This is a genomic window from Curtobacterium sp. MCBA15_012, from assembly GCF_001864935.2.
GTDB lineage: Bacteria > Actinomycetota > Actinomycetes > Actinomycetales > Microbacteriaceae > Curtobacterium.
In genome coordinates this window covers 415,046-438,412 of record NZ_CP126267.1, presented here as the reverse complement: position 1 = coordinate 438,412, position 23,367 = coordinate 415,046, and the positions used below count along the sequence as shown (strand labels likewise).

The following is a 23,367-nucleotide window of genomic DNA, read 5'->3' as shown; positions in this document are numbered from 1 at the left end:
CTCCTGGCCGGTCTGCGCACCCGTCGCGGGCAGCCTGCGTCTTCCCCGAGAGCCGGTTGCGAGAACGCTCGTTCTCCGATTGACTCTGACTCGGCGCCGGGACCGACGCCACCCCCGCAACGAGAGGAACGGCATGCCCACGCGCACCGCACGCACCGCATGGAACGGCGGCCTGGAGGACGGCTCCGGCCAGGTCGAGCTGTCCAGCTCCAAGGTCGGCACCTACGACGTCTCCTTCCCGAAGCGCGCCGCCGACGAGGCCGGCGGCACCACCAGCCCCGAGGAGCTCATCGCCGCAGCCCACTCCGCCTGCTACGCGATGCAGTTCTCGGCCGTCCTCGGCGAGGCCGGCGGCACCGTCGAGGCCCTCGACGTCAAGGCCGACGTCTCGCTCGGCCCGGACAGCAACGGCGGCTTCAAGCTCACCGGCATCACCCTCACCGTCAGCGGCGAGGTCTCCGGCATCGACGAGGCCACCTTCCTCAAGGCGGCCGACGAAGCCAAGGCGACCTGCCCGGTCAGCAAGGCGCTCACCGGCGTCGACATCGCGCTCAAGGCGACCTTCGAGCAGTAGTCCCCACCCGGGGTGACGGACGTCACCACGTGACGGACGCACGTGACGGACTGGAGGCGCGGTGCCGGCTGGCACCGCGCCTCCAGTCCGTCACGGGGCACCACCAGGACGCGACCCGCCCGGGCACGTCAGCCCGCGCCGAGCAGACGCCCCGCGCCGCCACCGGCGGCGCTCAGCCCGCACCCGGACTCGGCGGACCACGACTGGCACCATGGCGGGATGGCCGAGCAGTTCCTCCCCGGTGTCCCGCGGCCGAGCCGCCCGCCACGACCCCGCGTCCGCGCCCTCGCGCAGCACGACATCCGCGACGCCCGGGCCCGGCTGCGCGGCACCCTGTACGAGGACGTCACGCCGGACACCCGGCCTCGCGAGCAGTACTCGCCGGTGCAGATCGTCGACTTCTGCCTCGACCTCGCCGAGGTCATGCTCGCCTCGGGGGCCGACACCCGCAGCGTCGAGACCGCCGTCGTCGCGGTGTCCACCAAGTGGAACCTCGCGCCGCTCGACCTCGACTTCTCGGGCAGCTCCGTGACCATCCAGTACGCCCCGTCCGAGGGCCCGCCGCTCGTCAAGGTCCGGTCGGTGCAGTCCGACGGCTCCGACCTCGACCGGCTGGCCCGCGCGAACCAGATCGTCGACGACCTCGTGCACGGCGAGCGGGACATGACCTCGGCCGTGAGCGCCCTCGTCGCCGTGCTCCGCCTGCCGCCGCGGTGGCCGACCTGGCTCGCCGACGTCGGCCTGTCCGTCCTCGGCACGTCGATCGCGATGCAGGCCGGCGGTGGGTGGCGGGCCGGCATCGGCGCGTTCGTCCTCATGCTCGGGATCATCCTGTCCGGCCGGTGGCTGACCGGTCGGGGCTTCCCGCAGTTCTTCGTGTCCGGTGCGCAGGCCGCCGTGGCCTCGGCGCTCGGCACCCTGGCGATCTGGGCCGACGTGCTCACCGCGACGGGAGCGGCCACCATGGTCGCGGCCCTGGTCGTCCTGCTGCTGCCGCACGTGTCGCTCGTGACGTGGGCGCAGGACGCGATCTCGGGGTTCCGGGCGATGGCCGTCGCCCGGGCGTTCTACATCGGCCTGGTCATCGCCGCGATCGTCGTCGGGGTCCCGGCGGGCATCGCGGTGCTGCAGTGGCTCCGGATCGAGGTCGACCCGTCCGGGATCGCCCTGCGCCCGCTGCCGCTCTGGGCATCCCTGTCGCTGACGGTGGTGTCCGCGGCGGCGAACTGCTTCGTGCAGCAGGCCAGCGCGCGCGTGATCCCGGTCGCGGTGGTGTTCTCGGTGGTGTCCGGCACGGCACTGTGGAGCATGCGACACCTGGGCCTGCCGCTGCTCGGGGCGACGTTCCTCGCATCGGTGGTGCTCGGCGTCCTGTCCACGATCGCGGCCGCACGGATGCGGACGGCGGTGGCGGCGATCGCGGTCCCGGCGTTCTGCGGAGCACTGCTGCCCGGTGTCGCGGTGTCGAGCGCGCTGCTCGACTTCATGTCCGGTTCGTCCGGGTCGGCGATCGACTTCGTCGCGGCGGTGTCGGTCGCGCTCGGCATCGGAGCGGGGCTCGTGCTCGGCGGCCTGCTCGCGACGCCCGGTGCCAGGCGTGCCCTGCGCCGTGCCCGCCGCGTGACGGTGCACTCGGTCCACAACGACACGAGGGCGATCCCGGTCCTGCGCGACACCGGGTACGACCCCGGCAACGGGACCGTCCCCCGGGGTCCGCGGCCGCGCTGACGGCGGTGGGCGGGGCGGTGCCTGCCGACCCCTCGACGACGTCACGCGCTGGGCGACACCTCACGCCCGTGTCGGGCCGTGAGCCGTCGCCCAGCGCGTGAGATCGGACGGCGTCCGCACGGGCGGGGGCGGCGGCGAGCCCCGGGCCCGCCGCCACGCGTGCGTCAGCCCGCGTCGGAGACGGCCTTCGAGACCGCCGTGGGGGCGTCGTAGTCGCCGTCCGGGATGTTCTTCAGGGCGTCCAGGACGTCGCCGTCGGCACCCTCCTGCTCGGCCTTCGACACGATGTCGTCCTTCGACGCCGGGTAGTCGATGCCGCTGAGGTACTTCTGGACCTGGATCGGGTTCGGTGCTGCCATGTCGGCTCCTTCGCTCGGGGACCCACTGAGTATGCGCGCACCCCTGCGCGCCGTCGCGGGCAGCGCGCTCAGCGGCTCAGCGGCCCAGCGCGCTCAGCGGCTCAGCCGCCCACGGGAGCGCCGACGGCCCGTCGCTGGGCCGGTCGCGGGCAGCGCGCTCCCCGGCTCAGATCTCCCAGCTGCCGCCCTCGCGCCATGCCGAGAACCGGGCGGCAGCAGCGGGCTCGTACCGCTCCATCCACCCGCGCTCGAGCCGCGCCACGGCCCGGTCGAACGCGGCGACGAGGTCGAGGTCGGCACGCAGCAGCGCCTGCAGCTGGAGCCCCTCGTACAGGGCGATGAGCTGCTCCGCACCCCGTCGCGGGTCCATCGTGTGCGGGGCTCGACCGACCGCGACGTCGTGCTCCAGCCCACGCTTGATCTGCGCGTAGAACAGCTGGTAGCGCGAGCGCAGGTACGTCGCCATCGGGTGCGCGGGGTTGCCCGCGACGGACAGCAGGGCGACGAGCAGCCGCATGAGGGCGGGGTCCTCGGCGCTCGAGGCCACGATCGCACGGAGCAGGTCGACGGTCGACCCGTCGCCGACCTCGTGCGTGACCTCGTCCATCCGGGCGCCGTTCCACCGGTCGAGGGCCGCGAGCACGAGGCCGTCCCACGACGGGAAGTGCCGACGGAGCTCCTCGAGCGGGATGTCCATGCGCTCGGCGACCAGGCCGGGGTGCGCCTCGTGGAAGGGCACGTCGCGCAACAGGTCGACCGTCGCCCCGACGATCGTGATCCGCAGGTGCAGGGTGGCGGCCGCGGCGGCTGCCGCCTGCGTGTCCGCGCTGGTGTGTTCGAGCATCGTGCCCTCCGTCGCCGTGGACGTCCTGTCCACCACGACCATCCAACCGGTTCGGCGAGGGGTCAGCAGCCCCCCGCACGAGTGTCGGCATGTCGGGGGACAACGGGAGTCCTCCCGACGTCCGTGCACCGCGCCGTGCGACCATCGGGACATGACTCCCGAGGACCCGATCGCCCAGGGGCTCGCCACCATGGCCTCGGCCGGCTTCGAGTTCGGCGGCGACGACGAGCAGGTCGCCCACGACGTCCGGACCATGTGGCAGCAGCTCGGTGCACCGACCGGTGCGTTCGCCGCGGCGGCCCGTGCGATCGCCGCGTTGCCCCAGCGTCCCGAGGTCCCGGTCGCCGAGCAGGCCCGGCGACGCGCCTTCGAGCGGGCCGTCGGCATCAACCCGGTCGAGGTGGAGCTGACCGCGGCCATGTCGGCACGCGAACTGCTCGAACGCATGGCCGCACAGGTGGCCGCGGACTCCTGACGGGTCGCGGCCGGTGGACGCGACCCACGGACGGACGGGAGGCGCGGTGCCAGCCGGCACCGCGCCTCCCGTCCGTCCGTCCCCACGCGCGTCGCGCGGGTGGTGACGACTACGGCGTCGGCATGCCGCCGTCGACGTGGAGCGTCTCGCCGACCACGTAGGACGACTCGCCGCTCGCGAGGAACACGAACGCGGGGGCGAGCTCGGCCGGCTGTCCCCAGCGACCGAGGTAGGTCTGCTCGCCGGCGGAGGGCAGCGCCTCCGGCGGCTGGCCACCGGCGGGCTGCAGCGGCGTCCAGATCGGGCCCGGGGCGACCGCGTTGACGCGGATGCCCTTCGGCGCGAGCTGGGCGGCGAGGCCCTTGGCCATGTTGTTCACGGTCGCCTTCGTCGCGGCGTAGTGCACGAGGTGCGGCGACGGCGCGTACGCCTGGATCGACGTGGTGTTGATGATCGTCGAGCCCGGCTTCAGGTGCGGGACCGCGGCCTTCGTGATGCGGAACGTGGCGTAGGCGTTCGTCTTGAAGGTCTCGTCGAACTCCTCGTCGGAGATCTTCGTGATGTCGTCGACGTTCTGCTGCTTGCCGGCGTTGTTCACGAGGATGTCGAGCCCGCCGAGCTCGTCGACGGTCTTCTGCACGAGCTCCTCGCAGAAGGCGAGGTCGGTGATGTCCCCCGGGAGCGCGACGGCCTTGCGACCCGCAGCCTCGATGAGCCCGACGATGCGGTCGGCGTCCTCCTGCTCCTCGGGCAGGTACACGATCGCGACGTCGGCGCCCTCGCGTGCGTAGGCGATCGCGACGGCCGCGCCGATGCCCGAGTCGCCGCCGGTCACGAGCGCCTTGCGGCCCTGCAGACGGCCGGAGCCGCGGTAGGTGTCCTCGCCGTGGTCCGCGGGGACGTTCTTCGCCATCTCCTCGTCGGTCCCGGCACCCTCGAGGTACTGCTCGTCGGGCTTCTTGTCGGCGTACATCGCCGTCGGGTCCTGCATCGTGTACTGGTCCACCGCTGCCGCGTCGTTCTGCTGCTCCGTCATGTCCCGCACGCTACGCACGGGCGGACCCCGGCCCGCCCAGGCGGGTGTCCCCCGCGGTCGGGCACGGGCCGTGGGGCGCCCGGGGGGACGGGTCGTGGGGCGTCCCGGTGCCAGGCCGTGGCGCCCTCGGGTGACGTGTCCTCGAAGATCACGAACACGTGACGACCAGGACGCGATCCGGTAACACCTGTCGTCCTGCCGGTCGGCGCCCCGTACGGTCGAGTGGTGACCCTCCGGACCAAGCTGGCGCTCGGCGCTGCCCTGCTCGCCCTCACGGCGGGCTCGGTCGGCGTGGACGCCACCGGCATCGGCGGCGTGCCGTCCGCCCGTGCCGCCGAGGAACCGGCCGGTACCACCACGACCTCGACCCCGTCCGTGTCCGTCTCGGCCGGCAAGCTGAAGCGGATCGACACGATCGAGCTCGGTGCCGAGTCGCTCGTGTTCCGCGACGACGACAAGACCGTCGCCGACGTCTCCATGCGCGACGCCGCGTCGACCGTCGACCTGCTCAACCGTCTGCTCGGCACCCCGTCCCGCACCCAGACCGCGGTCGGCGACGGCGGCGCGTGCTTCCCGTCCGGCACCACCTACACGTGGGGCGGGGCCGTGCGCGTCGCAGCCCTCACCACGCCCAGCACGCTCGGCAACGCGGTCGAGATCCGGGTGCTCCGCGACAGCGTCCGCTCGCGCACGGGCGCGGAGGTCGAGCTCACCGGGCCGGACGGCGTCCAGGTCGGCGACGACGTCGGGGACCGGCTGCAGGACGCGCCCCGCTCCGACAAGGTCTCCTTCGGGGACGGTGACGCCCGTGCCTGGCAGCTGCTGCTCGAGGCCGGATGGGCACCGACCGCCGACGACCGCGCGGCCGAGGGACAGGGCCAGGCGGGCCAGGCGGGCCAGGGCCAGGGCCATGACCTGGACGAGAGCCAGGGTCAGGACGCGGGCGCGGGCGACGGGCACGACACCGGCGACGACGAGTCCGGCACGAACGGCGTCTCGGCGCTGACGAACGGCACCGTGGTCAGCGTGCTCGGGTCACCGATGCCGGTGCACGCGCAGCGCTCCTGCTGACGCCGGCGTCCGCGCCGTGTGCCCCGCTGACCGCGAGCCCCCGCGGCGGGCCGTGACCCCTCAGACCCGGATGGTCGCGACCACCGGGAAGTGGTCGCTCGCCGCCCAGGTCTCCGGCCCGTCGTGGTCGATGCGCACGCGGTCCACGCCGGCCACCCCACGCGTCATGACCCAGTCGATCCGCTCCCCGGAGTCGACCGGCGCGCGCCAGTCGTTGTACGTCGCGGTGCGGTCCCCGGGGTCACCCGCGGCGAGCCAGGCGTCCTGGTAGCCCGCGTCCGTGAACACGCGCCACGCCGGACCCGCGCCGGCCGGCTCGTTGCAGTCCCCGGCGAACACGTGGGGCCCGTCGAGCACGCTGAGCCGCTCGACGACGAGGGCAGCGCTCCGGCGCCGGACGTCGTCGCCGTGGTCGTTCGCCTCGTGGTCGAAGTGCGAGGTCAGGAGCGTGAAGGCCTCCCCCTCGGCGTCGAGGAACCGGGCGTGGTTCGCGATCCGCGGGTACAGGCTGCCCCACGTGTTCGAGACCGGCTCGTCGGGGGTGTCCGACAGCCAGAACGACCCCGTGTCGACCGGGCGCAGTCGGTCCCGCCGGTAGAACACCGCGGCGTGCTCCCCCGCGGTGCCGCCCTCGCGGCCCTGCCCGACGTCGTCGTGGTCGGGCAGCCCGGCGCGGAGGTCGTCCATCTGGTGGGCGAAGGCCTCCTGCACGCACAGCACGTCGGGGTCGTTGCGGCGGATCACGTCGAGGACCAGCGGCAGCCGGGCCGGCCAGTCGTGCCGGGGGTCCGGGTTCTTCACGTTGTAGGTCATCAGGGTGATCGGACGCGCGGCGTGGCTCACAGGTCGAACCTACCGAGGGACGTCTGTCAGGGCGTCAGGCAACGGCGGAGGGTCAGGACACCGTCGCGCGCCCGGGTCTTCGCGGTCCCGAGCGGGACGCCCAGCCGCTCCGCGAGCTCCGGGCCGCTGAGCTCGGAGAGGTGGCGCAGCACGACCGCCTCGCGCTGTCGGGGCGGGAGCGTCCGGACCGCGCGATGCAGGGCGATCCGGTCGAGCACGCCCTCGGCACGCTCGACCGAGGCGTGGTCGACGAGCTCGACCGTCCGGGCGCCGATGCGCAGGTCGCGCTGCCGGTCCGCCTGGCTCGTGCGCACCCGGTCGATCGCCCGGCGCTGCGCGATCGTCCGGAGCCAGGCCACCACCGACCACCGCGGGTCGTAGCGGTCGGCGAGCTGCCAGACCTCGAGGAAGACGTCCTGCACGACCTCCTCCGACTGCCACGGGTCGACGAGGTGGTGACGGACCCAGCGCTCGACGAGCGGGCGGAACCGGGCGTGCAGGCGGGTGAAGGCCTGGCGGTCACCGTTCGCGACGGCGGTCATCAGGGCACGCTCTTCGTCGCGGAGCGCGTGGAGTTCGGCGGACACCGTGACATTCCACATTCCGTCGCGCGTCGGTGACGAACCGACGCGCGGTGGGACGACGGGGTCCCGGGACTTCCCCGGCGCCCTGTCGGCGGGCTGTCAGTTGATGCAGACGCCGTCCTTGCCGTAGCTCTGCGCGGCAGCACTCGGTGCGGCGTCCGGACCCGCGGGCGTCTCCGGCTGCGCGGGAGCCGCGGCGGGCGCCGACTCCCCGGTCGCCGGGGTGTCGGACGCGGGGGCGTCGGGCGCGGCGGCCGTCTTGCCGTCGGTGCCGAGCACGAGCGTGACGCCGGTCACCGCGGCGGTGCGGACGGCGACGGCGCCGGGGACGACCGCGGCCACGGCCTTCGCCTGGGCCTCCTGACCCGCGGGGTACTGCACCTGGGTCGTCTGCGTGGTGTCCGACGAGCCGGGGGTCCCGACCTGGAACCCGCGGGCGGTCAGGTTCGCCCCGGCCGCGGCAGCCGCGCCCGTGACGCCGCTGCCGTTGCGCACCGTGACGGTCGTCGCGGCGGGCTCGGCGGCGGTCGCCTTCGTGTACTCCTCGGGCTCGCCCACCAGGCCCTGCACGAAGGCGGGCAGACCGACGGTGTCGACCTGGACGATCGACAGCGACGACCCACCGACCTTGATCGTCGGGGTGCCGAGGATCGGGATGGTCGCCGACTTGATGTTCCCCGGCCGCAGGTTGCGCATCTGCGTCGCGAGCGACACGAGGTCGGTGTCGGTCTGCACCGAGCCGCCGACGGCGCTGAGGATCGCGTTCATCTTGACGGGGTTGAGGAGGGTGCCGGCGGACAGGACCTTGCGGGCCTCCTGCGACAGGAAGTACTGCTGACGGACGCTGCGGTCCAGGTCGCCGTTCGGCAGCCCGTGCCGCTGGCGCACGAAGGACAGCGCCTGCTTCGCGTCGAGCGTCGAGTTGCCCTTCGGCAGGTCGACGCCGGAGTACGGGTCGCGCACGGCGTCGTTCAGGCACACGTCGACGGGACCGAGCTCCTTGACGACCTGGTAGAAGCCGAGCAGCGAGACCCGCACGTAGTGGTCGATCGTCAGGCCGCTGAGGTCCTGGATGGTCTGGATGAGGAGCTTCGCGCCATCGGTGTCGCCGCCGCCGTTGAGCGTGCCGTAGTAGAAGGCGCTGTTGAGCTTGCCCTTGCCGACGCCCGGGATCGGGACGTACGAGTCGCGGGGGAACGAGATCATCGTGGCCTGCGAGCCGTCGGCGCTGATGTGCAGCACGATCATCGTGTCGGTGTTCGTCGCCCCGCCGTCGGACTCGGTGCTGAGCTCCGCCATCTCCTCGGGCGTCGCGTTGTCCGGCCGGTGGTCGTCGCCCACGAGCAGGATGTTCTGCGCCCGGCCGTCGACGTCGTCCTCGTCGTCACCGGACGCCCGCGGGGCGATCGCGTCGATCTTGGTGATGCCGTTCGACAGGCTGGCGTACGCGAACGCCGCGTACCCGCCCGTCAGCGCCAACCCCATCGCGAGGACCCCGGCGACCGCGGGCAGGACGACCCCGCCCCCTCGCTTCTGGCGCCCGTGGCGCGGCGGCACGTGGCCGCGGCGGGCACGGCGCGTCGTCTGCTCCGGTTCGATGCTCACCCGGAAACCATAACGGCCCGTCGCAGAACGGACAGGGAAACCGCTGGGGATCGCCTGGCCGGCGCGACGGGACCACCGACGGACGGGAGGCCCGTGGCGGCGCCGCCACGGGCCTCCCGTCCGTCGGTGTGGTCGCGTCGCGACCCGCGCGTCAGTCGCGCGCCGGCAGCAGGTGGATCGCCTCCATCGCGAGCTCCGCCGCGATCGGGTCGACCGCGAGCACGGCCGCGCGGAGCTTCGCGAGCTCCGGCAGGACCACCTCGGCGGGCACGAGTTCCGCGAGCTCGGGGACCCGCAGCCGGAACGCGAGCCCGTCCGTCGTCGCCCGGCAGAGCTGCGCGAGCGTCGGGTTCCCGCAGGCGTCCGCCCACAGCGCGTAGACGTCGGCGCCCTCGCGTGCGACCTGGTCCGCCTGGTCGCCCTCGACCCGCGCCGCCACGTCGTCGAGCATCGCGACGATCCGGTCGCGCTGGTCGTCGGTGCAGCGCGGCACCGCGAGCCGGACGACGCCGCCGTAGATCACACCGAGCGTGCGGTAGGCGTCGAGCAGCTCCTCCTTGGTCGGCGACGCGACGCGGGTGTAGCGGTTCGGCGCCATCTCGATCAGGCCCGCGCGGGCGAGCTCGGCGAGGGCTTCGCGGATCGGCGTGCGGGAGACCCCGAGCCAGGCGATCAGGTCGTCGTCGTTGAGCCGCTCGCCCGGCTCGAGCGTGCCGTCCATGATCGCGTCACGGATCTTGTCCTGCACGGTGTCGCGGAGGAGCTTCCGCTCGGCGGCCGGCTGCGTGGAGGGTACGGGCATGGGACCAGCGTGTCACATGTCATGGGCCGGACGCGACAGGCGCGACGGCCACCAGGCGCGGCGGTCGAGGTCGTGGACGACGGCGGGGACGAGCAGGGACCGGACCACGACCGTGTCGAGCAGGACGCCGAACGCCACGATGAACGCGATCTGCACGAGGAACAGGATCGGGATGACGCCGAGGGCAGCGAAGGTCGCCGCGAGGACGATGCCGGCCGACGTGATCACCCCGCCCGTCGCCCCGAGGCCGCGGAGCACGCCCTCGCGCGGGCCGTGCCGGAGCGCTTCCTCGCGCACGCGGGTCATGAGGAAGATGTTGTAGTCGACGCCGAGCGCCACGAGGAACACGAACGAGAACAGCGGGACCGAGGGGTCGGCGCCCGGCAGGTGCAGGACGTGGTCGAAGACGAGCGCGCCGACGCCGAGCGCGGCCGCGAAGGACACGATCACGCTGCCGATGAGCACGAGCGGCGCCACGATGCTCCGCAGCAGCAGCATCAGGATGAGCAGGATCACCACGAGCACCACCGGGATGATGACCGTGCGGTCGCGGATGCCGGTGTCGTTCGTGTCGAGGGCGGTCGCGGTGACGCCGCCGACGAGGGCGTCCGGCGACACCCGTTCGACCGCGGTCCGCAGGTCCCGCACGGTCTGCTCCGCCCGCTCGGAGTCCGCGGGCGCGGCGAGCGTGGCCTCGAGGAGGACGTCACCCCGCGACACCGTCGGGTCGACCGACGGCCCGCGGGCACCGGCGGCGTCGCTGCCCACGGGGGTGGTCCCGGACGGACTGTCCTTCGCCGCGGCCACGACACCGTCGACCCCGTCCACCGATCGGATCGCCGTGACGAGCCGGTCGAGGTCGCGCTCCGGGCCGATCACCTGCGCGGGGCTGCCCGAGCCGCCCGGGAAGTGGTCCGCCAGGACGTCCTGCCCGTCCCGCGCCTGCGAGGCCCCGATCACCAGGTCGCTCTGCGGGACGCCGTCCGCCCGGAGCCCGACGACGCCCGCGCCCATCGCGAGCAGGGCGACCGTGCAGACCACCCACACCGTGCGGGTCCGACGCGCCACGAGCCGCCCGACCCCCGCCCAGAGGCCCTTCGCGTCCGGGCCGGTGAGCACCCGGTGCGCGCTGCCGTACGCCGGTCGCAGCGGCCAGAACGCGGCACGGCGGAACGCCAGCAGGAGTGCCGGCAGCAGGGTCAGCGCGGCGAGCAGGCTGAACGCGATGCCGATCGCCGCGACCGGTCCGAGCGCCTTGTTCGAGTTGAGGTCGGAGAACAGCAGGCACAGCACGCCGACGATGACGGTGCCGCCCGAGGCGACGATCGGCTCGAACGCACCGCGCAGGGCCGCCTTGGTCGCGTCCCAGCCGGTCCGGTGGTCCCGGAGCGCTTCGCGGTAGCGCGCGGTGTAGAGGAGCGCGTAGTCGGTCGCGGCACCGATCACCAGGATCGACAGGATGCCCTGCACCTGCCCGTTCACCGTGACGACGCCGGCCTCCGCGAGCCAGTACACGACGAGGATCGAGGCACAGAGGGCGAACGTCGCGGTGCCGAGCACGAGCACCGGCAGGAGTGGTGAGCGGTACACGACGACGAGGATCACGAAGACCGCGGCGAGCGCCACCCCGAGCAGGATGCCGTCGATGCCCGCGAAGGCCTCGGTCAGGTCGGCCGTGAAGCCCGCCGGGCCCGTGACGTACCCACGGAGCCCCGACGGCAGGGCGTCGTCGACGTCCGCGCGGATCGCGGCCACCGCGTCGCCCGTCTCGGCGTCCTGGGTGAGCGTCGCGACGATCTCGACCGCGTCGCCGTCCTCGCTCGGGATGACCGGGCTGACCCCCTGCACGTCGCTCCGGTCGCCGAGCGTGGCCGCGAGCTGCTCGGCCGCGGTCCGGTCGCCGTCGCGGAGTCCGCCGTCCCGGTCGAGCACGATGATCGCCGGGGCGCCCGAGGCCTGCCGGAACGCCGCCGAGCGCTCCTGCACCTTCGTCGCGTCGGCCGAGGCGGGCAGGAAGGACGTCTGGTCGTTCGTGGCGACGTCGGAGATCGTGCCGAAGACCGGGCCACCGACGGAGGCGACGACGAGCCAGACCACGATGACGACGGCGGGCAGCACGATGCGGAGGAAGCGGGACACGACGGCGAGCGTACACCGATCGTCAGCATGCTGACTAGTTTCCGGCGTCGGGTGCGGCCGTAGACTCCGAGCATGCACGAGTCCGCCGAGGAGTGGCCGCTCGGACGGCTCCTCTCCGCCGCCGCACGGGCCGTCGAGCGCGACTGGGACGAACGCCTGCGCGCCGTCGGCCTGACGCACGCCGCACTCGTCGCGATCGACATCCTGCTGCGCACAGGGCCCACCGGCGCCGACACCCTCGCCCGGACCGCCCGCGTGCAGCCGCAGACCATGTCCCGCACGCTCGAGCGCGCCGAGCGGGACGGCTTGGTCGAGCGCACGCCGCACCCCGAGGACGGCCGACGGCGGGTCGTCGCGGTCACCGAGGCCGGCAAGCGGGCCTGGGACACCGCGCGGCACATCGAGCGCGAGGTCCTGCCGGACGACCCGGACCTGCGCCGACGGCTGCTCCAGGTCCTGCGCAGTACGTGACATTCACATATCAGATGCTGTAACCTCCTCGGAGTCGGCGACCCTGCCGGCCCGACCCGAGGAGTCCCGTGTCCGAACGCCGAGCCGCCCGCGCAGCCGAGGCCGCCGCAGCCGCAGCCGCCCGCACCAGCAGGGCGCCCGGGCAGCGACGACGACGTCCGCTCCTCCGCACCCTGGCCGTCGCCGTCGCGTCGCTCGTCGGCGTCGCCGCGGTGCTCGCCGCGGCCGGGGCCGTCTTCGTGGGCGACCTCGTCCGCAGCTACGACGACGGCCGCACCGTGATCGCGGACGCGCTCCCCACCGGCGAGCGCCCCGCGCCGTCCGGCACCGCGGTGAACGTCCTGCTCATCGGGTCGGACTCCCGGGCGTCGGCCCGGGGCGCGGCCTGGGACGGCACGGGCGGCGGCCGCTCGGACGCCCTCATGCTCGCGCACGTGCCGGCCGACCGGCACGACGTCACGGTCGTCTCGGTGCTCCGGGACACCTGGGTCGACGTCCCCGGGCACGGGCGCGCGAAGGTCAACGCCGCGTACTCGTGGGGCGGGGTGCCGTTGACGGTGCAGACCGTCGAGCAGTTCCTGGACGTCCGGATCGACCACGTGGCCGAGATCGACTTCGCCGGGTTCGAGGACGTGACCGACGCCCTCGGCGGGGTGACCGTCGAGTCGCCCAGCGCCTTCCGGTCGCGCGGCCACGACTTCGTCGCCGGACCGAACCGCCTGGACGGCGAGCAGGCGCTCGCCTTCGTCCGCGAGCGGTACGCGTTCCCGGATGCCGACCGCACCCGTGTCCGGAACCAGCAGGCGTTCCTGCGCGGCGTGTTCCAGCAGGCGCTGTCGGCGGGCACGCTCACGAACCCCGCCCGGCTCGGGGACTTCGTGGCGGCGACGAGCGCGCACCTGTCCGTCGACGAGGGCCTGGACGCGCGGACCCTCGCCGACCTCGGGTGGTCGCTCCGCGGGATCGGCAGCGACGACCTGCACACGGTCACGATGCCGACGTCGGGCAGCGGCACGAGCCCGGACGGCCAGGCGTACGTCACCGTGACCGAGGCCGACCGCCAGGCACTGTCCACTGCCCTGCGCGCCGACGACCTCGACACGTGGAGCGCGGGCGTCCGCTGACCTCGCGGGACGGGACCCCGCCCGCACAGCACGAGACCCCCGCGACGCGTGGTCGCGGGGGTCTCGTGTCGGATCGGGAGGTCGATCAGGCGGGGAGCTGGAGCTCCTGGCCGGCGTAGATCAGGTTCGCGTCGTCGATGGTCGACGTGTTCGCGGCCCACAGCTTCTGGTAGCCGCCGTCGATGCCGAGCTTCGTCGCGATGCTGTCGAGCGTGTCGCCCGACTGGATCACGTACGTCTTCCCGCTGGTCGGGACCGCGGCGGGCTTGCTCGGCGCGGTCGCCTTCGGGGCGGCCTGCACGGGCGTGCTCGGGGCGGTGCGCTGCGGGGTCGCCTTCGGGGCGACCTGCTTCGGCGCCGCCTGCTGCGGGGCGGCCGGGGCCGCTGCCTGCGGGGCCGCACCGGCGGTCCCGCTCAGGCCGAGCTTCGCGGAGCAGGCGGGCCATGCGCCCCAGCCCTGCGAGGCGAGGACGCGCTCGGCGACGGCGATCTGGGCCTCGCGGCTGGCCGAGGCCGGGTTGCCGGCGCCGCCGTTCGCCTGCCAGGTGCGGAGGTTGAACTGCAGGCCGCCGTAGTATCCGTTGCCGGTGTTGATGGCCCAGTTGCCGCCGGACTCGCACTGCGCGAGGGCGTCCCAGGTCGATCCGGATGCGGCGTTCGCGGGTGCTGCCGCCAGGCCGACACCGGTCGCGGCGATGCCGGCGAAGGCCAGGCCGCCGACGATGGTGCGGGTACGAGAAAGCTTCTTCATGGTTGATCGCTCCACCGGGACCACGGACACGGGTGCTGCGCACGCGCTGCTCCGGTCGCCACTGCCCGTCCCGACCGATCGCGGTCACGTTGTGGGGGTGCGCCTCCGGGGGCAGTGGTCTCGTGCCGGGGGCGCCTCGGTCGGCAACCATAGGAAACTCGCCGCCGTTATCAAACCGAGACCAAGAGTCGACCCCTCGACCGTTGCGTACCCCTCCCGTGTTCCTGTACACACCGATCGCCGCATCCGCGGCGATCGGGCTGTACCCGGGTACACGACCTTGGCAGTTCCCTGGCAATGCGCCGACCTGGAGGCCCGTGGCGGGCTGGCACCGTGCCTCCCGTCCGTCTCCTGGTCACCTCCTGGTCAGTCCCTGGACAGCAGGGTGACCGCCTCGAGGTGCCCGGTCTGCGGGAACATGTCGAGCACGCGTGCGCGGCGCAGCCGCAGCGACGGCATGCGGGCGAGGTCCTTCGCCAGGGTCACCGGGTTGCAGCTCGAGTACACGAGGTGCTGCACGTCGGACTCCTCGAGCCAGGTCGCCAGCGTCTCGCCGATCCCCCGCCGCGGCGGGTTCACGACCACGAGCTCGGGGACCGTTCCCGGGCGGGCGCGCAGGGCGTGCTCGGTGGCGTCGTCGGCGGCGAACCGGACGTCGGCGAGACCGGCCTCGCGTGCGGACTGCGCGGCCGACCGGATCGCCTCGCGGCTGGTCTCGATGCCGGTCACCGACCGTCCGGGCCGGGCGGCGTGCAGGGCGAACCCGCCGACGCCGCAGTACAGGTCCCACATGCTGGCCGGTGCGACCTCGTCGATCCAGGTCGACGCCTGGTCGTAGAGCTGTGCGGCGACGGACGCGTTCGTCTGGAAGAAGGACTGCGGCCGGAGGTGCATCGTGACGTCGCCGAAGCGCATCGGCAGCGTCTCCTGCGCGGTGAGGACGACCTCGCGGTCCCCCTCGGTCACGGCCTTGTGCTCCGGCAGCAGGTTCGCGGTGACGACGACGGCCTGCGGCAGCACCGTGCGCAGCCGGTCGAGGTGGTCGCGGAGCCGCGGCAGCTGCCCCTCGGAGCGGAGGACGAACCGGACCATCAGCTCGCCGTCCGGCGACTCCGTGACGAGGACGAACTTCAGCTCGCCCCGACGCGCGGCGACGTCGTACGGGATCAGCCCGACGTCCGCGACGAACGCGGCGAGGACCGGCAGGGCGCGCTGGATGCCGGGCGTGCAGATGCCGCAGCGCCGCAGGTCGACGCCACGCTGCCGGTGGTCGAGGATGCCCACGGTCGGGTGCTGCACCGAACCGCCGACGACCATCTTCGCCTTGTTCCGGTAGCCGGACTCCGGGCTGGTGATCGCCGGGAGCCAGGTCACCGCTCCGGGCCCGCCGGCGTGCTCGACGGCGTCGTGCAGGAGCTCGCGGGTGCGGAGCTCCTTGTCGAGCACCTGGTCGGCGTAGGGCTGGCCCATCAGGGTGCAGGAACGACACACCCCGCGGTCGAAGTAGTCGCACTGCATGGCCGGGTCAGCCTACGTCAGCGGGCGGTCGCGTCCCGCGTGGTGGTGCGGATGCGGTGGACCGAGGTGGTCGCGGCGACGAAGAGCGTGCGGCCGTCGGCACCACCGAAGCACAGGTTCGCGACGACTTCGGGCACGGGGACGTCGCCGATCCGGGTGCCGTCCGGCGCGAACACGGACACCCCGCGGTGCGTCGAGGACCAGACGTTGCCGTGCTCGTCCACCCGGATGCCGTCGGGGACGCCCTCGCCCGGGTCGAGCCGGACGAACTCGCGGCCGTTCTTCACGCGCACACCGTCCCGGTCGTACGCGCGGATCACCGGCCGGTCCCCGGAGGAACTCGCGACGTAGAGCACGCGCTCGTCGGGGGAGAACGCGAGACCGTTCGGCTCCTCGCAGTCGAGCACCACCGGGCGGAGGTCCTCACCGGCGGGGCCGCACCGGAACACCCAGTGGTCGCCGTACTCCCGCTCGCCGGGGTGCCCCTCGCGCGGCTGCGTGATGCCGTACGCCGGGTCGGTGAACCACACGCTGCCGTCCCGCGCGACCACGACGTCGTTCGGGGAGTTGAACCGGACACCGGCCCAGGCGTCGACGATCGGTGTCACGACCCCGTCCCGGTCCCGCTCGACCCGCCGGCGCCCGTGGGAGCACTGCACGACCGACCCGTCCCGGTCGAGGACCCGCCCGTTCGTGAACTCGACCCCGGTGGCGTACTCGCTCGTCTCCCCGGTGTCCTCGTGCCACTGCAGGACCCGATCGCCGGGGATGTCGGACCACCGCAGGCTCCTGGTCGCCGGGATCCAGCACGGCCCCTCGGCCCAGGTGCTGCCCGTCGCGATCCGCTCGAGCGCGGTGGGGTCGGGCACGAGGTCGGTGAGCTGCACGGGTCCTCCTCCGAACGGGTGGCCGAACCGGTGTCGGCCCGCCCAGGCTACGTGCACGGACACGGTCCGGACGCGTGGCCGCCGCGCGGGGCAGAGTGGTTGAGGAGTCGGCTCCGCAGAGCCGGCGGCTGTCCGGCCGTACAGGGAGTTGCCAACCGCCTGCTCGTAGGCTGTGAGGGCCCAGTGAGCCGGACTGCAGCCCGACCCCGAGGAGGTGCCCGATGGTCTCCGTCCTCGTCGCGTTCGCGATCGTCGCCCTGATCGTCCCCGCCCTGACCCCCCTGCTCGGTCGACGCGTCTTCTACGTCGCCGCCCTCGCACCCGCGGCCGCGGCGGTCCTGACGGTCGTGCAGACGCCCCGCGCCCTCGGTGCCGGTGTCACCAGCAGCTGGGAGTGGATCCCGCAGCTCGACCTCGCGATCGCCCTGCGGATGGACGCCCTGTCGTGGGTGCTCGCCCTCGTGGTGTCCGTCGTCGGTGCCCTCGTGCTCGTCTACTGCGCGTCGTACTTCGGCCGCGACGAGCCCGGCACCGGTCGGTTCGCCGGGGTCCTGACCGCGTTCGCCGGGTCGATGTACGGCCTGGTCGTGGCCGACGACGTCATCGTGCTGTTCGTGCTGTGGGAGGCGACGACGGTCTTCTCCTACCTGCTCATCGGGCACGACGCGGCGAAGCGCGCCAGCCGGGCCGCGGCCATGCAGGCCCTCGTCGTGACGACCGCGGGCGGGCTGGCGATGCTCGCCGGGCTCGTCGCCCTGTCGGTCACCGCCGGCACCACGAGCCTGTCCGGCATCATCGCCCGGGCGCCGGAGCTCGTCGACCGTCCCGGGCCGCTCGTGCCCGTCGCGGTCGTGCTCGTGCTGCTCGGCGCGCTCACGAAGTCGGCGATCGTGCCGTTCCACTTCTGGCTCCCCGCGGCGATGGCGGCGCCCACCCCGGTCAGCGCCTACCTGCACGCCGCCGCGATGGTGAAGGCCGGCATCTACCTCGTCGCCCGTCTGGCACCCGCCTTCGCCCTGCTCACCGGGTGGCGGGAGACGATCACCCTGCTCGGGGTCCTCGGCATGCTCGTCGGCGGGTACCGCGCACTGCGGCAGACCGACGTCAAGCTCCTGCTCGCCTACGGCACCGTCGCCCAGCTCGGCTTCCTCGTGGTCGCCGCCGGGTGGGGTGCCCCCGCGGTGGCGCTCGGCGGCGTGGCCCTGCTCGTCGCGCACGCCACGTTCAAGTCGACGCTCTTCCTGGTCGTCGGGGCCGTCGACCACGTCACCGGGACCCGGGACCTCACCCGGCTCAGCGGGCTCGGCCGCCGGATGCCATGGCTCGTGGTCGTCAGCGTGCTCGCGCTGGCCTCGATGGCCGGCATCCCGCCGGCGATCGGCTTCGTGGCGAAGGAGGCCGTGCTCACCAGCTTCGTCGAGGAACTGCACGGACCGCAGGCCGGGTGGGCGTGGTTCGCCCTCGTCGGCATCACGCTCGGGTCGGTCCTGACCGTGGCGTACTCGCTCCGCTTCCTCTGGGGCACCTTCGCCCGCAAGCCCGGCGTGCCGGACACCGAGGCGCACGGGTTGCACGGCCTCGGCGTCGTGCCGTCCCTCCTCGCCGGCACCGGTCTCGTGCTCGGGCTGCTCACCCCGGTCGTGGCGCACGGCATCGAGCCCGCCGCCCGGGCCGCCGCGCTGGCCGACGGCGAGGTCCCGCACCTGGCGCTGTGGCACGGCCTCGAGCCCGCGCTCGGGATATCCGCCGTCACGCTCGTCGGCGGTGTTGCGCTGTTCCTGCTCCGCCGCCCGGTCGAGGCGTTGCAGCACCGGCTCGCCGGGTCCCCCAGCGCGTCCGGCACCTACCGGCACGTGATGCGCGGGCTCGACCGCTTCGCGACCGGGCTGACCGCGAGCGTCCAGCGCGGTTCGCTGCCGTACTACCTGACCGTGATCCTGTCGGTCTTCGTCGCCGGGGCCCTGGCGAACCTCGTCCTCGGCGGCCCGTGGGCGTTCCACGTCCGGTTCGCCGACTCGTGGGGCCAGGTGCCGGTCGTCGCGGTGATGGCCGTCGCCGCGATCGCCGTCCTCACCGCGAAGACCCGGTTCGCCGCGGCCGTGCTCGTCGGCGTCACCGGCTACGGCATGTCGGTGCTGTTCGTGCTGCACGGCGCGGTCGACCTCGCCCTCACGCAGCTCGTCGTCGAGACGGTCACGCTCATCGCCTTCGTGCTCGTGCTCCGGCGCCTGCCCCCGCGCATCGCGACCGCCAACCCGTCGCGCTTCCGGGTCGTCCGGGCGCTGTTCGCCGCGCTCGCCGGCGTCACGCTCGCGATCGTCGTGGTCGTGGCCGCATCGGCCCGCACCGCCGAGCCGCTCTGGCCCGACCTGCCCGCGCTCACGAGCTCGTTCGGGCACGGCCTGAACGTCGTGAACGTCGCCCTCGTCGACCTGCGCGGCTGGGACACCCTCGGCGAGCTGACGGTGGTCGTCGCCGCGGCCACCGGGGTCGCCAGCCTGATCTTCGTGAACTCCCGCGAGGACACGCTGCCCCGCCTCCGGGACATGCCCGACTCCCCCGACGACCGGCACCGCGACGGCGGGCCCCGCGCCTGGCTGCCGACGAGCGCCGCGATCCCCACCGGCCGTTCGGCCCTGCTCGACGTCGTCGTGCGGCTGCTGTTCCACGGACTCGTCGTGCTGTCGGTCTACCTGCTGTTCGCCGGGCACAACGCCGCCGGCGGCGGGTTCGCGGGCGGGCTCGTCGCGGGCATCGCCCTCGCCGGGCGGTACCTCGCGGGCGGACCGGCCGAGCTCGGCGCCGCCGCCCCGGTGCGTGCCGGTCGGCTGCTCGGACTCGGGGTCGCCACCGCCGCGACCACCGCGATCGTGCCGCTCTTCTTCGGCAAGGACGCCCTGTACTCCGAGTTCTTCGAGGCAACCGTCCCCGTGCTCGGCCACGTCGAGTTCGTCACCGCGACGTTCTTCGACATCGGCGTCTACCTCGTGGTCGTCGGCCTCGTGCTCGACGTCCTGCGCAGCCTCGGCGCCGAGGTCGACCGCCAGCGCCTCGAGGACTCCCGCGCCACCGTGCACGACACCACCGAGGGCGACGTCGACGACACCGCCGCCGCCTCGACCCCGGAAGGGAGCGCAGTGTGACCATCACCCTGGTGCTCGTCATCGCGATGGCGGTGCTGTTCTCGTGCGGGGTCTACCTGCTGCTCGAACGGTCCCTCACGCGCATGCTGCTCGGCTTCCTGCTGCTCGGCAACTCGATCAACCTGCTGCTCCTGATCATGTCCGGTGCGGCCGGCCGGCCCCCGATCGGCAAGACCGCCGAGGGCATCACCGACCCGCTCCCCCAGGCGTTCGCCCTCACCGCGATCGTCATCACCTTCGCCGTGAGCGCGTTCCTGCTCGCGCTCATCCACCGCTCCTGGAAGCTCTCGCGCGCCGACGAGGTCGAGGTCGACGAAGCCGACGCCGCGATCGGCCGGTCCCGCAGCGCCGACCACGACGACGACCCCGAGGCGGACTTCGACCCGAAGTCCCCGGAGGACGCCGACGACCCGCACGACGGTGCACCGCAGCCCACCGAGGAGGCTTCCCGATGACCTGGCTCGTCCCGCTGCTCGTCCTCGTGCCGCTCCTCGGCGCCGCGATCGCGCTCGGCCTGCTGCGGCACCAGGAGCTGCAGCGGGCGATCACCGTCGCGGTGCTCGCGGTCGCGGTCGCCCTCGCCGCGACGCTCATGGTGCTCGTCGACCAGCACGGCACCATCGTCGTGCAGGTCGGCGGGTGGGAGGCCCCGTACGGCATCTCGCTCGTGGTCGACCGGCTGAGCGCGCTCCTGCTCACGGTGAGCGCGAGCGTCCTGTTGCTCGTGCTGCTCTTCTCGATCGGGCAGGGGCTCGCCGCCGACGACGAGGACGCCCCGGTCACGATCTTCTACCCGACGTACCTGGTGCTCGCGGCGGGCGTGCTCGACGCCTTCCTCGCAGGCGACCTGTTCAACCTCTACGTGGCGTTCGAGATGCTGCTCGTGGCGAGCTACGTGCTCATCACCCTCGGCGGCAGCGAGCAGCGCGTCCGGGCCGGCACGACGTACATCGTCACGAGCCTCATCGCGTCGGCGATCTTCCTCGCCGCGATCGGCCTGGTCTACGGCGCGACGGGCACCGTCAACATCGCCCAGATCTCGCAGCGCGTCGCGGAGCTGCCCGAGCACGTGCAGCTGCTGCTCCACACGATGCTGCTCATCGGCTTCGGCATCAAGGCGGCCGTCTTCCCGCTGGCGTTCTGGCTGCCGGACTCGTACCCCACGGCACCGGCCCCGGTCACGGCCGTGTTCGCGGGCCTGCTCACCAAGGTCGGCATCTACGCGATCATCCGGCTCGAGACGATCATCTTCCCCAGGCCGCAGCTCAACGACGTCCTGCTCGTCGTCGCCGTGCTGACGATGGTGGTCGGCGTGCTCGGGGCCGTGTCGCAGACCGACGTGAAACGCCTGCTGTCCTTCACCCTCATCAGCCACATCGGGTTCATGGTGATGGGCATCGGGCTCGGCTCGGTCGCGGGCACGGCCGCCGCGGTGTTCTACACGGTGCACCACATCGTCGTGCAGACCACGCTGTTCCTGGTGTCCGGGGTGATGGAGCGCATCGGCGGCACGACGTCGAGCCGCTCGCTCGGCGGCCTGCTCAAGGCCGCACCGCTGCTCGCGGCGCTCTACCTCGTGCCGGCGTTCAACCTGGGCGGCATCCCGCCGTTCTCCGGCTTCATCGGCAAGCTCGGCCTGTTCCGCGCGGCGGCGGAGGACGGTTCCCCGATGGCGTGGGTGACGGTCGCCGCCGGGGTCCTCACGAGCCTCCTGACCCTGTACGCGCTCATGCGCGTCTGGGACGCCGCCTTCTGGCGGCCGAAGCCGGCCGCCGAGGCGGCCGCGCCCCACGTGACCACGGCGGAACCGCACGCGCACCTGCGGTCGCCGGAACCGGCGCCGCTGACCGTCTCCGAGGAGACGGGCGAGGCGTACCACCCTGGAGGCTCGACCACCGTCACCGACGCACCGCACGCGAGCAGCGCCTCCCGTCCGGCGACCGGGTCGACGGCCACCGCAGGCGAGGCGCCGGAACCGGCGCGCCTGCCCCGCATGCTCGTCGCGGTGACGACGGTCGCGGTGCTCGGCTCGGTCGCCCTGACCGTCGTCGCCGGGCCGCTGTACGGCTACGCGACCCGCGCGGCCGAGTCGCTGGAGTCCCCCGACCGCTACGTCCAGGCCGTGCTGGGAGGTGCCCGGTGAGCGACACCCGACGGATCTCGAACGCTCGACGGATCGCCGTCGCGTGGCGCTACGAGGTGCCGCTCGTCGCCGGACTGACCGTGCTCTGGGCGCTGCTCTGGGGCTCGTGGACCGTGCTCACCCTGCTGTGCGGCGTGGTCGTGGCGCTGCTCGTGACACAGGCGCTGCCCCTGCCGCCGGTGCCCCTGTCGAAGCGCTTCTCGGTGCCGCGCGTGCTGCTGTTCCTGGTCGTGTGGGCCGGGCTCGTCGTGCGGGCGTCGTTCCGCGTCGCCTGGGTCGCGGTCCGACCGCGAGGCGTCCGCCGGAGCTCGATCGTGCTCGTCCAGCTGCACACCACCTCCGAGATGACCTTCACGCTCGCGACGCTGGCGATCTCGCTCGTGCCGGGGTCGTACGTCGCCGACGTCGACCTGCCGCGACGCCGCCTGCTCCTGCACGTCCTGGACACCGAGCGGATCGAGCAGGTCGAGGCGGCGAAGGCCGAGGCGCACCGGATCGACGAGCTCGTGATCCGCGCGATCGGATCCCGCCACGACGTGTCCGAACTGTCCGATCCCCTGCCGGAGGTCACCCGATGAGCGCCGCAGTCGTCGTCATGGCCGTGGGCGTCCTGCTCGTCCTCGCGCTGCTCGGGGCGACCCTGGCGCTGGCCGTCGGACGGATCGTCCGCGGGCCGACGATCCTCGACCGCATGATCGGCTCGGACATCGTGCTGACCACCGCGCTCGTCGTGATCGCGGCAGCGATGGCGATCCGGCAGGACCTGACCGCGGTGCCCGTCCTCGTGGTGATCGCCGCGACGAGCGTGTTCGCCACGATCGCGGTCGCCCGGATCGTCACCCCGTCGTCCGACCCCTCCGACGAGGGCGTCGACGTCACCACGCCGGAGCACGCCGTCGAGGAGGAACGCCCGTGATCGCCATCCTGGAGTCGTTCGTCGCGGGCGCCGGCGTGCGGGCGTGGATCGCCCTCGCGCTGCTGCTCGTCGCCTCGGCGCTGTCCCTGTCCGCCGCGATCGGCATCGTCCGGTTCCCGGACCCCCTCGTCCGGCTGCACGCGATGGCGAAGCCGCAGGTGCTCGGTCTGGCACTGGCCCTGGCGGCGGTCGTCGTCGCGGTGGGGACCTGGACGGCACTGTGGGTGGTCGTCCCGGTGCTCGTGTTCCAGCTGGTGCTCGTGCCGGTGTCGTCGCACATGATCGCTCGTGCGGGGCTGCGGTCGAACGACTACCGGCACGAGGACCTGCTCGTCGACGACACGGAGGACTGAC

At 73.3% G+C, this 23,367-nt stretch carries 23 protein-coding genes; 12 read left to right on the top strand and 11 right to left on the bottom strand.

Annotation, left to right across the window (positions count from 1 at the left end):
• The first annotated feature begins 133 nt into the window (after window positions 1–133).
• Complete coding sequence (locus QOL15_RS02080; protein ID WP_071246472.1) at window positions 134–574, top strand: OsmC family peroxiredoxin; 441 nt, start codon at window positions 134–136, stop codon at window positions 572–574.
• Between the two features lie 219 nt (window positions 575–793).
• On the top strand, window positions 794–2,302 hold the full coding sequence (locus QOL15_RS02075; protein WP_071246474.1) for a threonine/serine exporter ThrE family protein: 1,509 nt from the start codon (window positions 794–796) through the stop codon (window positions 2,300–2,302).
• 164 nt (window positions 2,303–2,466) lie between these two features.
• Here QOL15_RS02075 and QOL15_RS02070 read toward each other — a convergent pair whose 3' ends face one another.
• Both QOL15_RS02070 and QOL15_RS02065 read right to left on the bottom strand, forming a co-directional pair.
• Window positions 2,467–2,661 carry a DUF2795 domain-containing protein gene (locus QOL15_RS02070; RefSeq protein ID WP_071246479.1) on the bottom strand — a complete coding sequence of 65 codons (195 nt, stop codon included), beginning with the start codon at window positions 2,659–2,661 and terminating at the stop codon, window positions 2,467–2,469.
• Between the two features lie 166 nt (window positions 2,662–2,827).
• Window positions 2,828–3,505: a TetR/AcrR family transcriptional regulator gene (locus tag QOL15_RS02065; RefSeq protein WP_139197405.1), complete on the bottom strand. Its 678-nt coding sequence runs from the start codon at window positions 3,503–3,505 to the stop codon at window positions 2,828–2,830.
• Window positions 3,506–3,656: 151 nt separating this feature from the next.
• Between QOL15_RS02065 and QOL15_RS02060 the strand changes: the two genes are divergently transcribed.
• Complete coding sequence (locus QOL15_RS02060) at window positions 3,657–3,980, top strand: hypothetical protein (protein ID WP_065961453.1); 324 nt, start codon at window positions 3,657–3,659, stop codon at window positions 3,978–3,980.
• A gap of 109 nt (window positions 3,981–4,089) precedes the next feature.
• Here the strand turns inward: QOL15_RS02060 and QOL15_RS02055 are convergent, their stop codons facing one another.
• Complete coding sequence (locus QOL15_RS02055; protein WP_065961500.1) at window positions 4,090–5,016, bottom strand: SDR family oxidoreductase; 927 nt, start codon at window positions 5,014–5,016, stop codon at window positions 4,090–4,092.
• Window positions 5,017–5,241: 225 nt separating this feature from the next.
• On the opposite strand from QOL15_RS02055, the gene QOL15_RS02050 reads away from it, so the two are divergent.
• Entirely contained in the window at window positions 5,242–6,087 is an 846-nt protein-coding gene (locus QOL15_RS02050) for a hypothetical protein (RefSeq protein WP_139197406.1), read from the top strand.
• Window positions 6,088–6,147: 60 nt separating this feature from the next.
• Here QOL15_RS02050 and QOL15_RS02045 read toward each other — a convergent pair whose 3' ends face one another.
• From QOL15_RS02045 to QOL15_RS02025, 5 genes are all read right to left on the bottom strand, one after another.
• The gene (locus tag QOL15_RS02045; protein WP_071246485.1) at window positions 6,148–6,930 is read right to left on the bottom strand and encodes an endonuclease/exonuclease/phosphatase family protein; all 783 of its coding nucleotides are present in this window, start codon (window positions 6,928–6,930) and stop codon (window positions 6,148–6,150) included.
• A 26-nt stretch (window positions 6,931–6,956) separates the two neighbouring features.
• Window positions 6,957–7,517, bottom strand: a complete 561-nt coding sequence (locus QOL15_RS02040; RefSeq protein ID WP_175473112.1) for a sigma-70 family RNA polymerase sigma factor — start codon at window positions 7,515–7,517, stop codon at window positions 6,957–6,959.
• A 96-nt stretch (window positions 7,518–7,613) separates the two neighbouring features.
• The gene (locus QOL15_RS02035; protein WP_071246489.1) at window positions 7,614–9,119 is read right to left on the bottom strand and encodes an LCP family protein; all 1,506 of its coding nucleotides are present in this window, start codon (window positions 9,117–9,119) and stop codon (window positions 7,614–7,616) included.
• A 151-nt stretch (window positions 9,120–9,270) separates the two neighbouring features.
• Window positions 9,271–9,921, bottom strand: a complete 651-nt coding sequence (locus QOL15_RS02030; RefSeq protein WP_065961462.1) for a GntR family transcriptional regulator — start codon at window positions 9,919–9,921, stop codon at window positions 9,271–9,273.
• A 12-nt stretch (window positions 9,922–9,933) separates the two neighbouring features.
• Entirely contained in the window at window positions 9,934–12,060 is a 2,127-nt protein-coding gene (locus tag QOL15_RS02025) for an efflux RND transporter permease subunit (protein WP_071246491.1), read from the bottom strand.
• A gap of 72 nt (window positions 12,061–12,132) precedes the next feature.
• Between QOL15_RS02025 and QOL15_RS02020 the strand changes: the two genes are divergently transcribed.
• Window positions 12,133–12,531: a MarR family winged helix-turn-helix transcriptional regulator gene (locus QOL15_RS02020; RefSeq protein WP_071246493.1), complete on the top strand. Its 399-nt coding sequence runs from the start codon at window positions 12,133–12,135 to the stop codon at window positions 12,529–12,531.
• A 68-nt stretch (window positions 12,532–12,599) separates the two neighbouring features.
• Entirely contained in the window at window positions 12,600–13,655 is a 1,056-nt protein-coding gene (locus QOL15_RS02015) for an LCP family protein (protein WP_071246495.1), read from the top strand.
• Between the two features lie 85 nt (window positions 13,656–13,740).
• Here QOL15_RS02015 and QOL15_RS02010 read toward each other — a convergent pair whose 3' ends face one another.
• The 3 genes from QOL15_RS02010 to QOL15_RS02000 form a co-directional block, all read right to left on the bottom strand.
• Entirely contained in the window at window positions 13,741–14,406 is a 666-nt protein-coding gene (locus tag QOL15_RS02010) for a transglycosylase family protein (protein WP_071246497.1), read from the bottom strand.
• A gap of 366 nt (window positions 14,407–14,772) precedes the next feature.
• A complete protein-coding gene (gene rlmC, locus QOL15_RS02005) occupies window positions 14,773–15,924 on the bottom strand; it encodes a 23S rRNA (uracil(747)-C(5))-methyltransferase RlmC (protein ID WP_071246499.1) in 1,152 nt (383 codons plus the stop codon).
• A 17-nt stretch (window positions 15,925–15,941) separates the two neighbouring features.
• Window positions 15,942–16,811, bottom strand: a complete 870-nt coding sequence (locus tag QOL15_RS02000; protein WP_071246501.1) for an SMP-30/gluconolactonase/LRE family protein — start codon at window positions 16,809–16,811, stop codon at window positions 15,942–15,944.
• Between the two features lie 221 nt (window positions 16,812–17,032).
• Here QOL15_RS02000 and QOL15_RS01995 point away from each other — a divergent pair, with 221 nt between their 5' ends.
• From QOL15_RS01995 to QOL15_RS01970, 6 genes are read left to right on the top strand one after another with little or no spacing between them, the layout of a single operon-like run.
• Window positions 17,033–19,954, top strand: a complete 2,922-nt coding sequence (locus QOL15_RS01995) for a Na+/H+ antiporter subunit A (protein ID WP_071246502.1) — start codon at window positions 17,033–17,035, stop codon at window positions 19,952–19,954.
• Window positions 19,951–20,409: a Na(+)/H(+) antiporter subunit C gene (locus QOL15_RS01990; protein ID WP_083393914.1), complete on the top strand. Its 459-nt coding sequence runs from the start codon at window positions 19,951–19,953 to the stop codon at window positions 20,407–20,409. Before QOL15_RS01995 ends, QOL15_RS01990 begins: the two co-directional genes overlap by 4 nt.
• Window positions 20,406–22,097: a Na+/H+ antiporter subunit D gene (locus QOL15_RS01985; RefSeq protein WP_065961480.1), complete on the top strand. Its 1,692-nt coding sequence runs from the start codon at window positions 20,406–20,408 to the stop codon at window positions 22,095–22,097. Before QOL15_RS01990 ends, QOL15_RS01985 begins: the two co-directional genes overlap by 4 nt.
• Complete coding sequence (locus QOL15_RS01980) at window positions 22,094–22,675, top strand: Na+/H+ antiporter subunit E (RefSeq protein ID WP_071246504.1); 582 nt, start codon at window positions 22,094–22,096, stop codon at window positions 22,673–22,675. Before QOL15_RS01985 ends, QOL15_RS01980 begins: the two co-directional genes overlap by 4 nt.
• Window positions 22,672–23,013 (top strand): hypothetical protein, encoded by a 342-nt coding sequence (locus tag QOL15_RS01975; RefSeq protein ID WP_071246506.1) that lies wholly within the window; start codon window positions 22,672–22,674, stop codon window positions 23,011–23,013. The genes QOL15_RS01980 and QOL15_RS01975 overlap by 4 nt, the downstream gene beginning before the upstream one ends.
• On the top strand, window positions 23,010–23,366 hold the full coding sequence (locus QOL15_RS01970; protein WP_083393915.1) for a monovalent cation/H(+) antiporter subunit G: 357 nt from the start codon (window positions 23,010–23,012) through the stop codon (window positions 23,364–23,366). Before QOL15_RS01975 ends, QOL15_RS01970 begins: the two co-directional genes overlap by 4 nt.
• Window position 23,367 lies beyond the last annotated feature (1 nt).

Bases quoted from the DNA above. Each gene is read 5' to 3' on its own strand.
- QOL15_RS02080 (WP_071246472.1), top strand. From the start codon at position 134: ATGCCCACGCGCACCGCACGCACCGCATGGAACGGCGGCCTGGAGGAC.
- QOL15_RS02075 (WP_071246474.1), top strand. From the start codon at position 794: ATGGCCGAGCAGTTCCTCCCCGGTGTCCCGCGGCCGAGCCGCCCGCCA.
- QOL15_RS02070 (WP_071246479.1), bottom strand. From the start codon at position 2,661: ATGGCAGCACCGAACCCGATCCAGGTCCAGAAGTACCTCAGCGGCATC.
- QOL15_RS02065 (WP_139197405.1), bottom strand. From the start codon at position 3,505: ATGCTCGAACACACCAGCGCGGACACGCAGGCGGCAGCCGCCGCGGCC.
- QOL15_RS02060 (WP_065961453.1), top strand. From the start codon at position 3,657: ATGACTCCCGAGGACCCGATCGCCCAGGGGCTCGCCACCATGGCCTCG.
- QOL15_RS02055 (WP_065961500.1), bottom strand. From the start codon at position 5,016: ATGACGGAGCAGCAGAACGACGCGGCAGCGGTGGACCAGTACACGATG.
- QOL15_RS02030 (WP_065961462.1), bottom strand. From the start codon at position 9,921: ATGCCCGTACCCTCCACGCAGCCGGCCGCCGAGCGGAAGCTCCTCCGC.
- QOL15_RS02020 (WP_071246493.1), top strand. From the start codon at position 12,133: ATGCACGAGTCCGCCGAGGAGTGGCCGCTCGGACGGCTCCTCTCCGCC.
- QOL15_RS02010 (WP_071246497.1), bottom strand. From the start codon at position 14,406: ATGAAGAAGCTTTCTCGTACCCGCACCATCGTCGGCGGCCTGGCCTTC.
- rlmC (WP_071246499.1), bottom strand. From the start codon at position 15,924: ATGCAGTGCGACTACTTCGACCGCGGGGTGTGTCGTTCCTGCACCCTG.
- QOL15_RS01995 (WP_071246502.1), top strand. From the start codon at position 17,033: ATGGTCTCCGTCCTCGTCGCGTTCGCGATCGTCGCCCTGATCGTCCCC.
- QOL15_RS01985 (WP_065961480.1), top strand. From the start codon at position 20,406: ATGACCTGGCTCGTCCCGCTGCTCGTCCTCGTGCCGCTCCTCGGCGCC.
- QOL15_RS01975 (WP_071246506.1), top strand. From the start codon at position 22,672: ATGAGCGCCGCAGTCGTCGTCATGGCCGTGGGCGTCCTGCTCGTCCTC.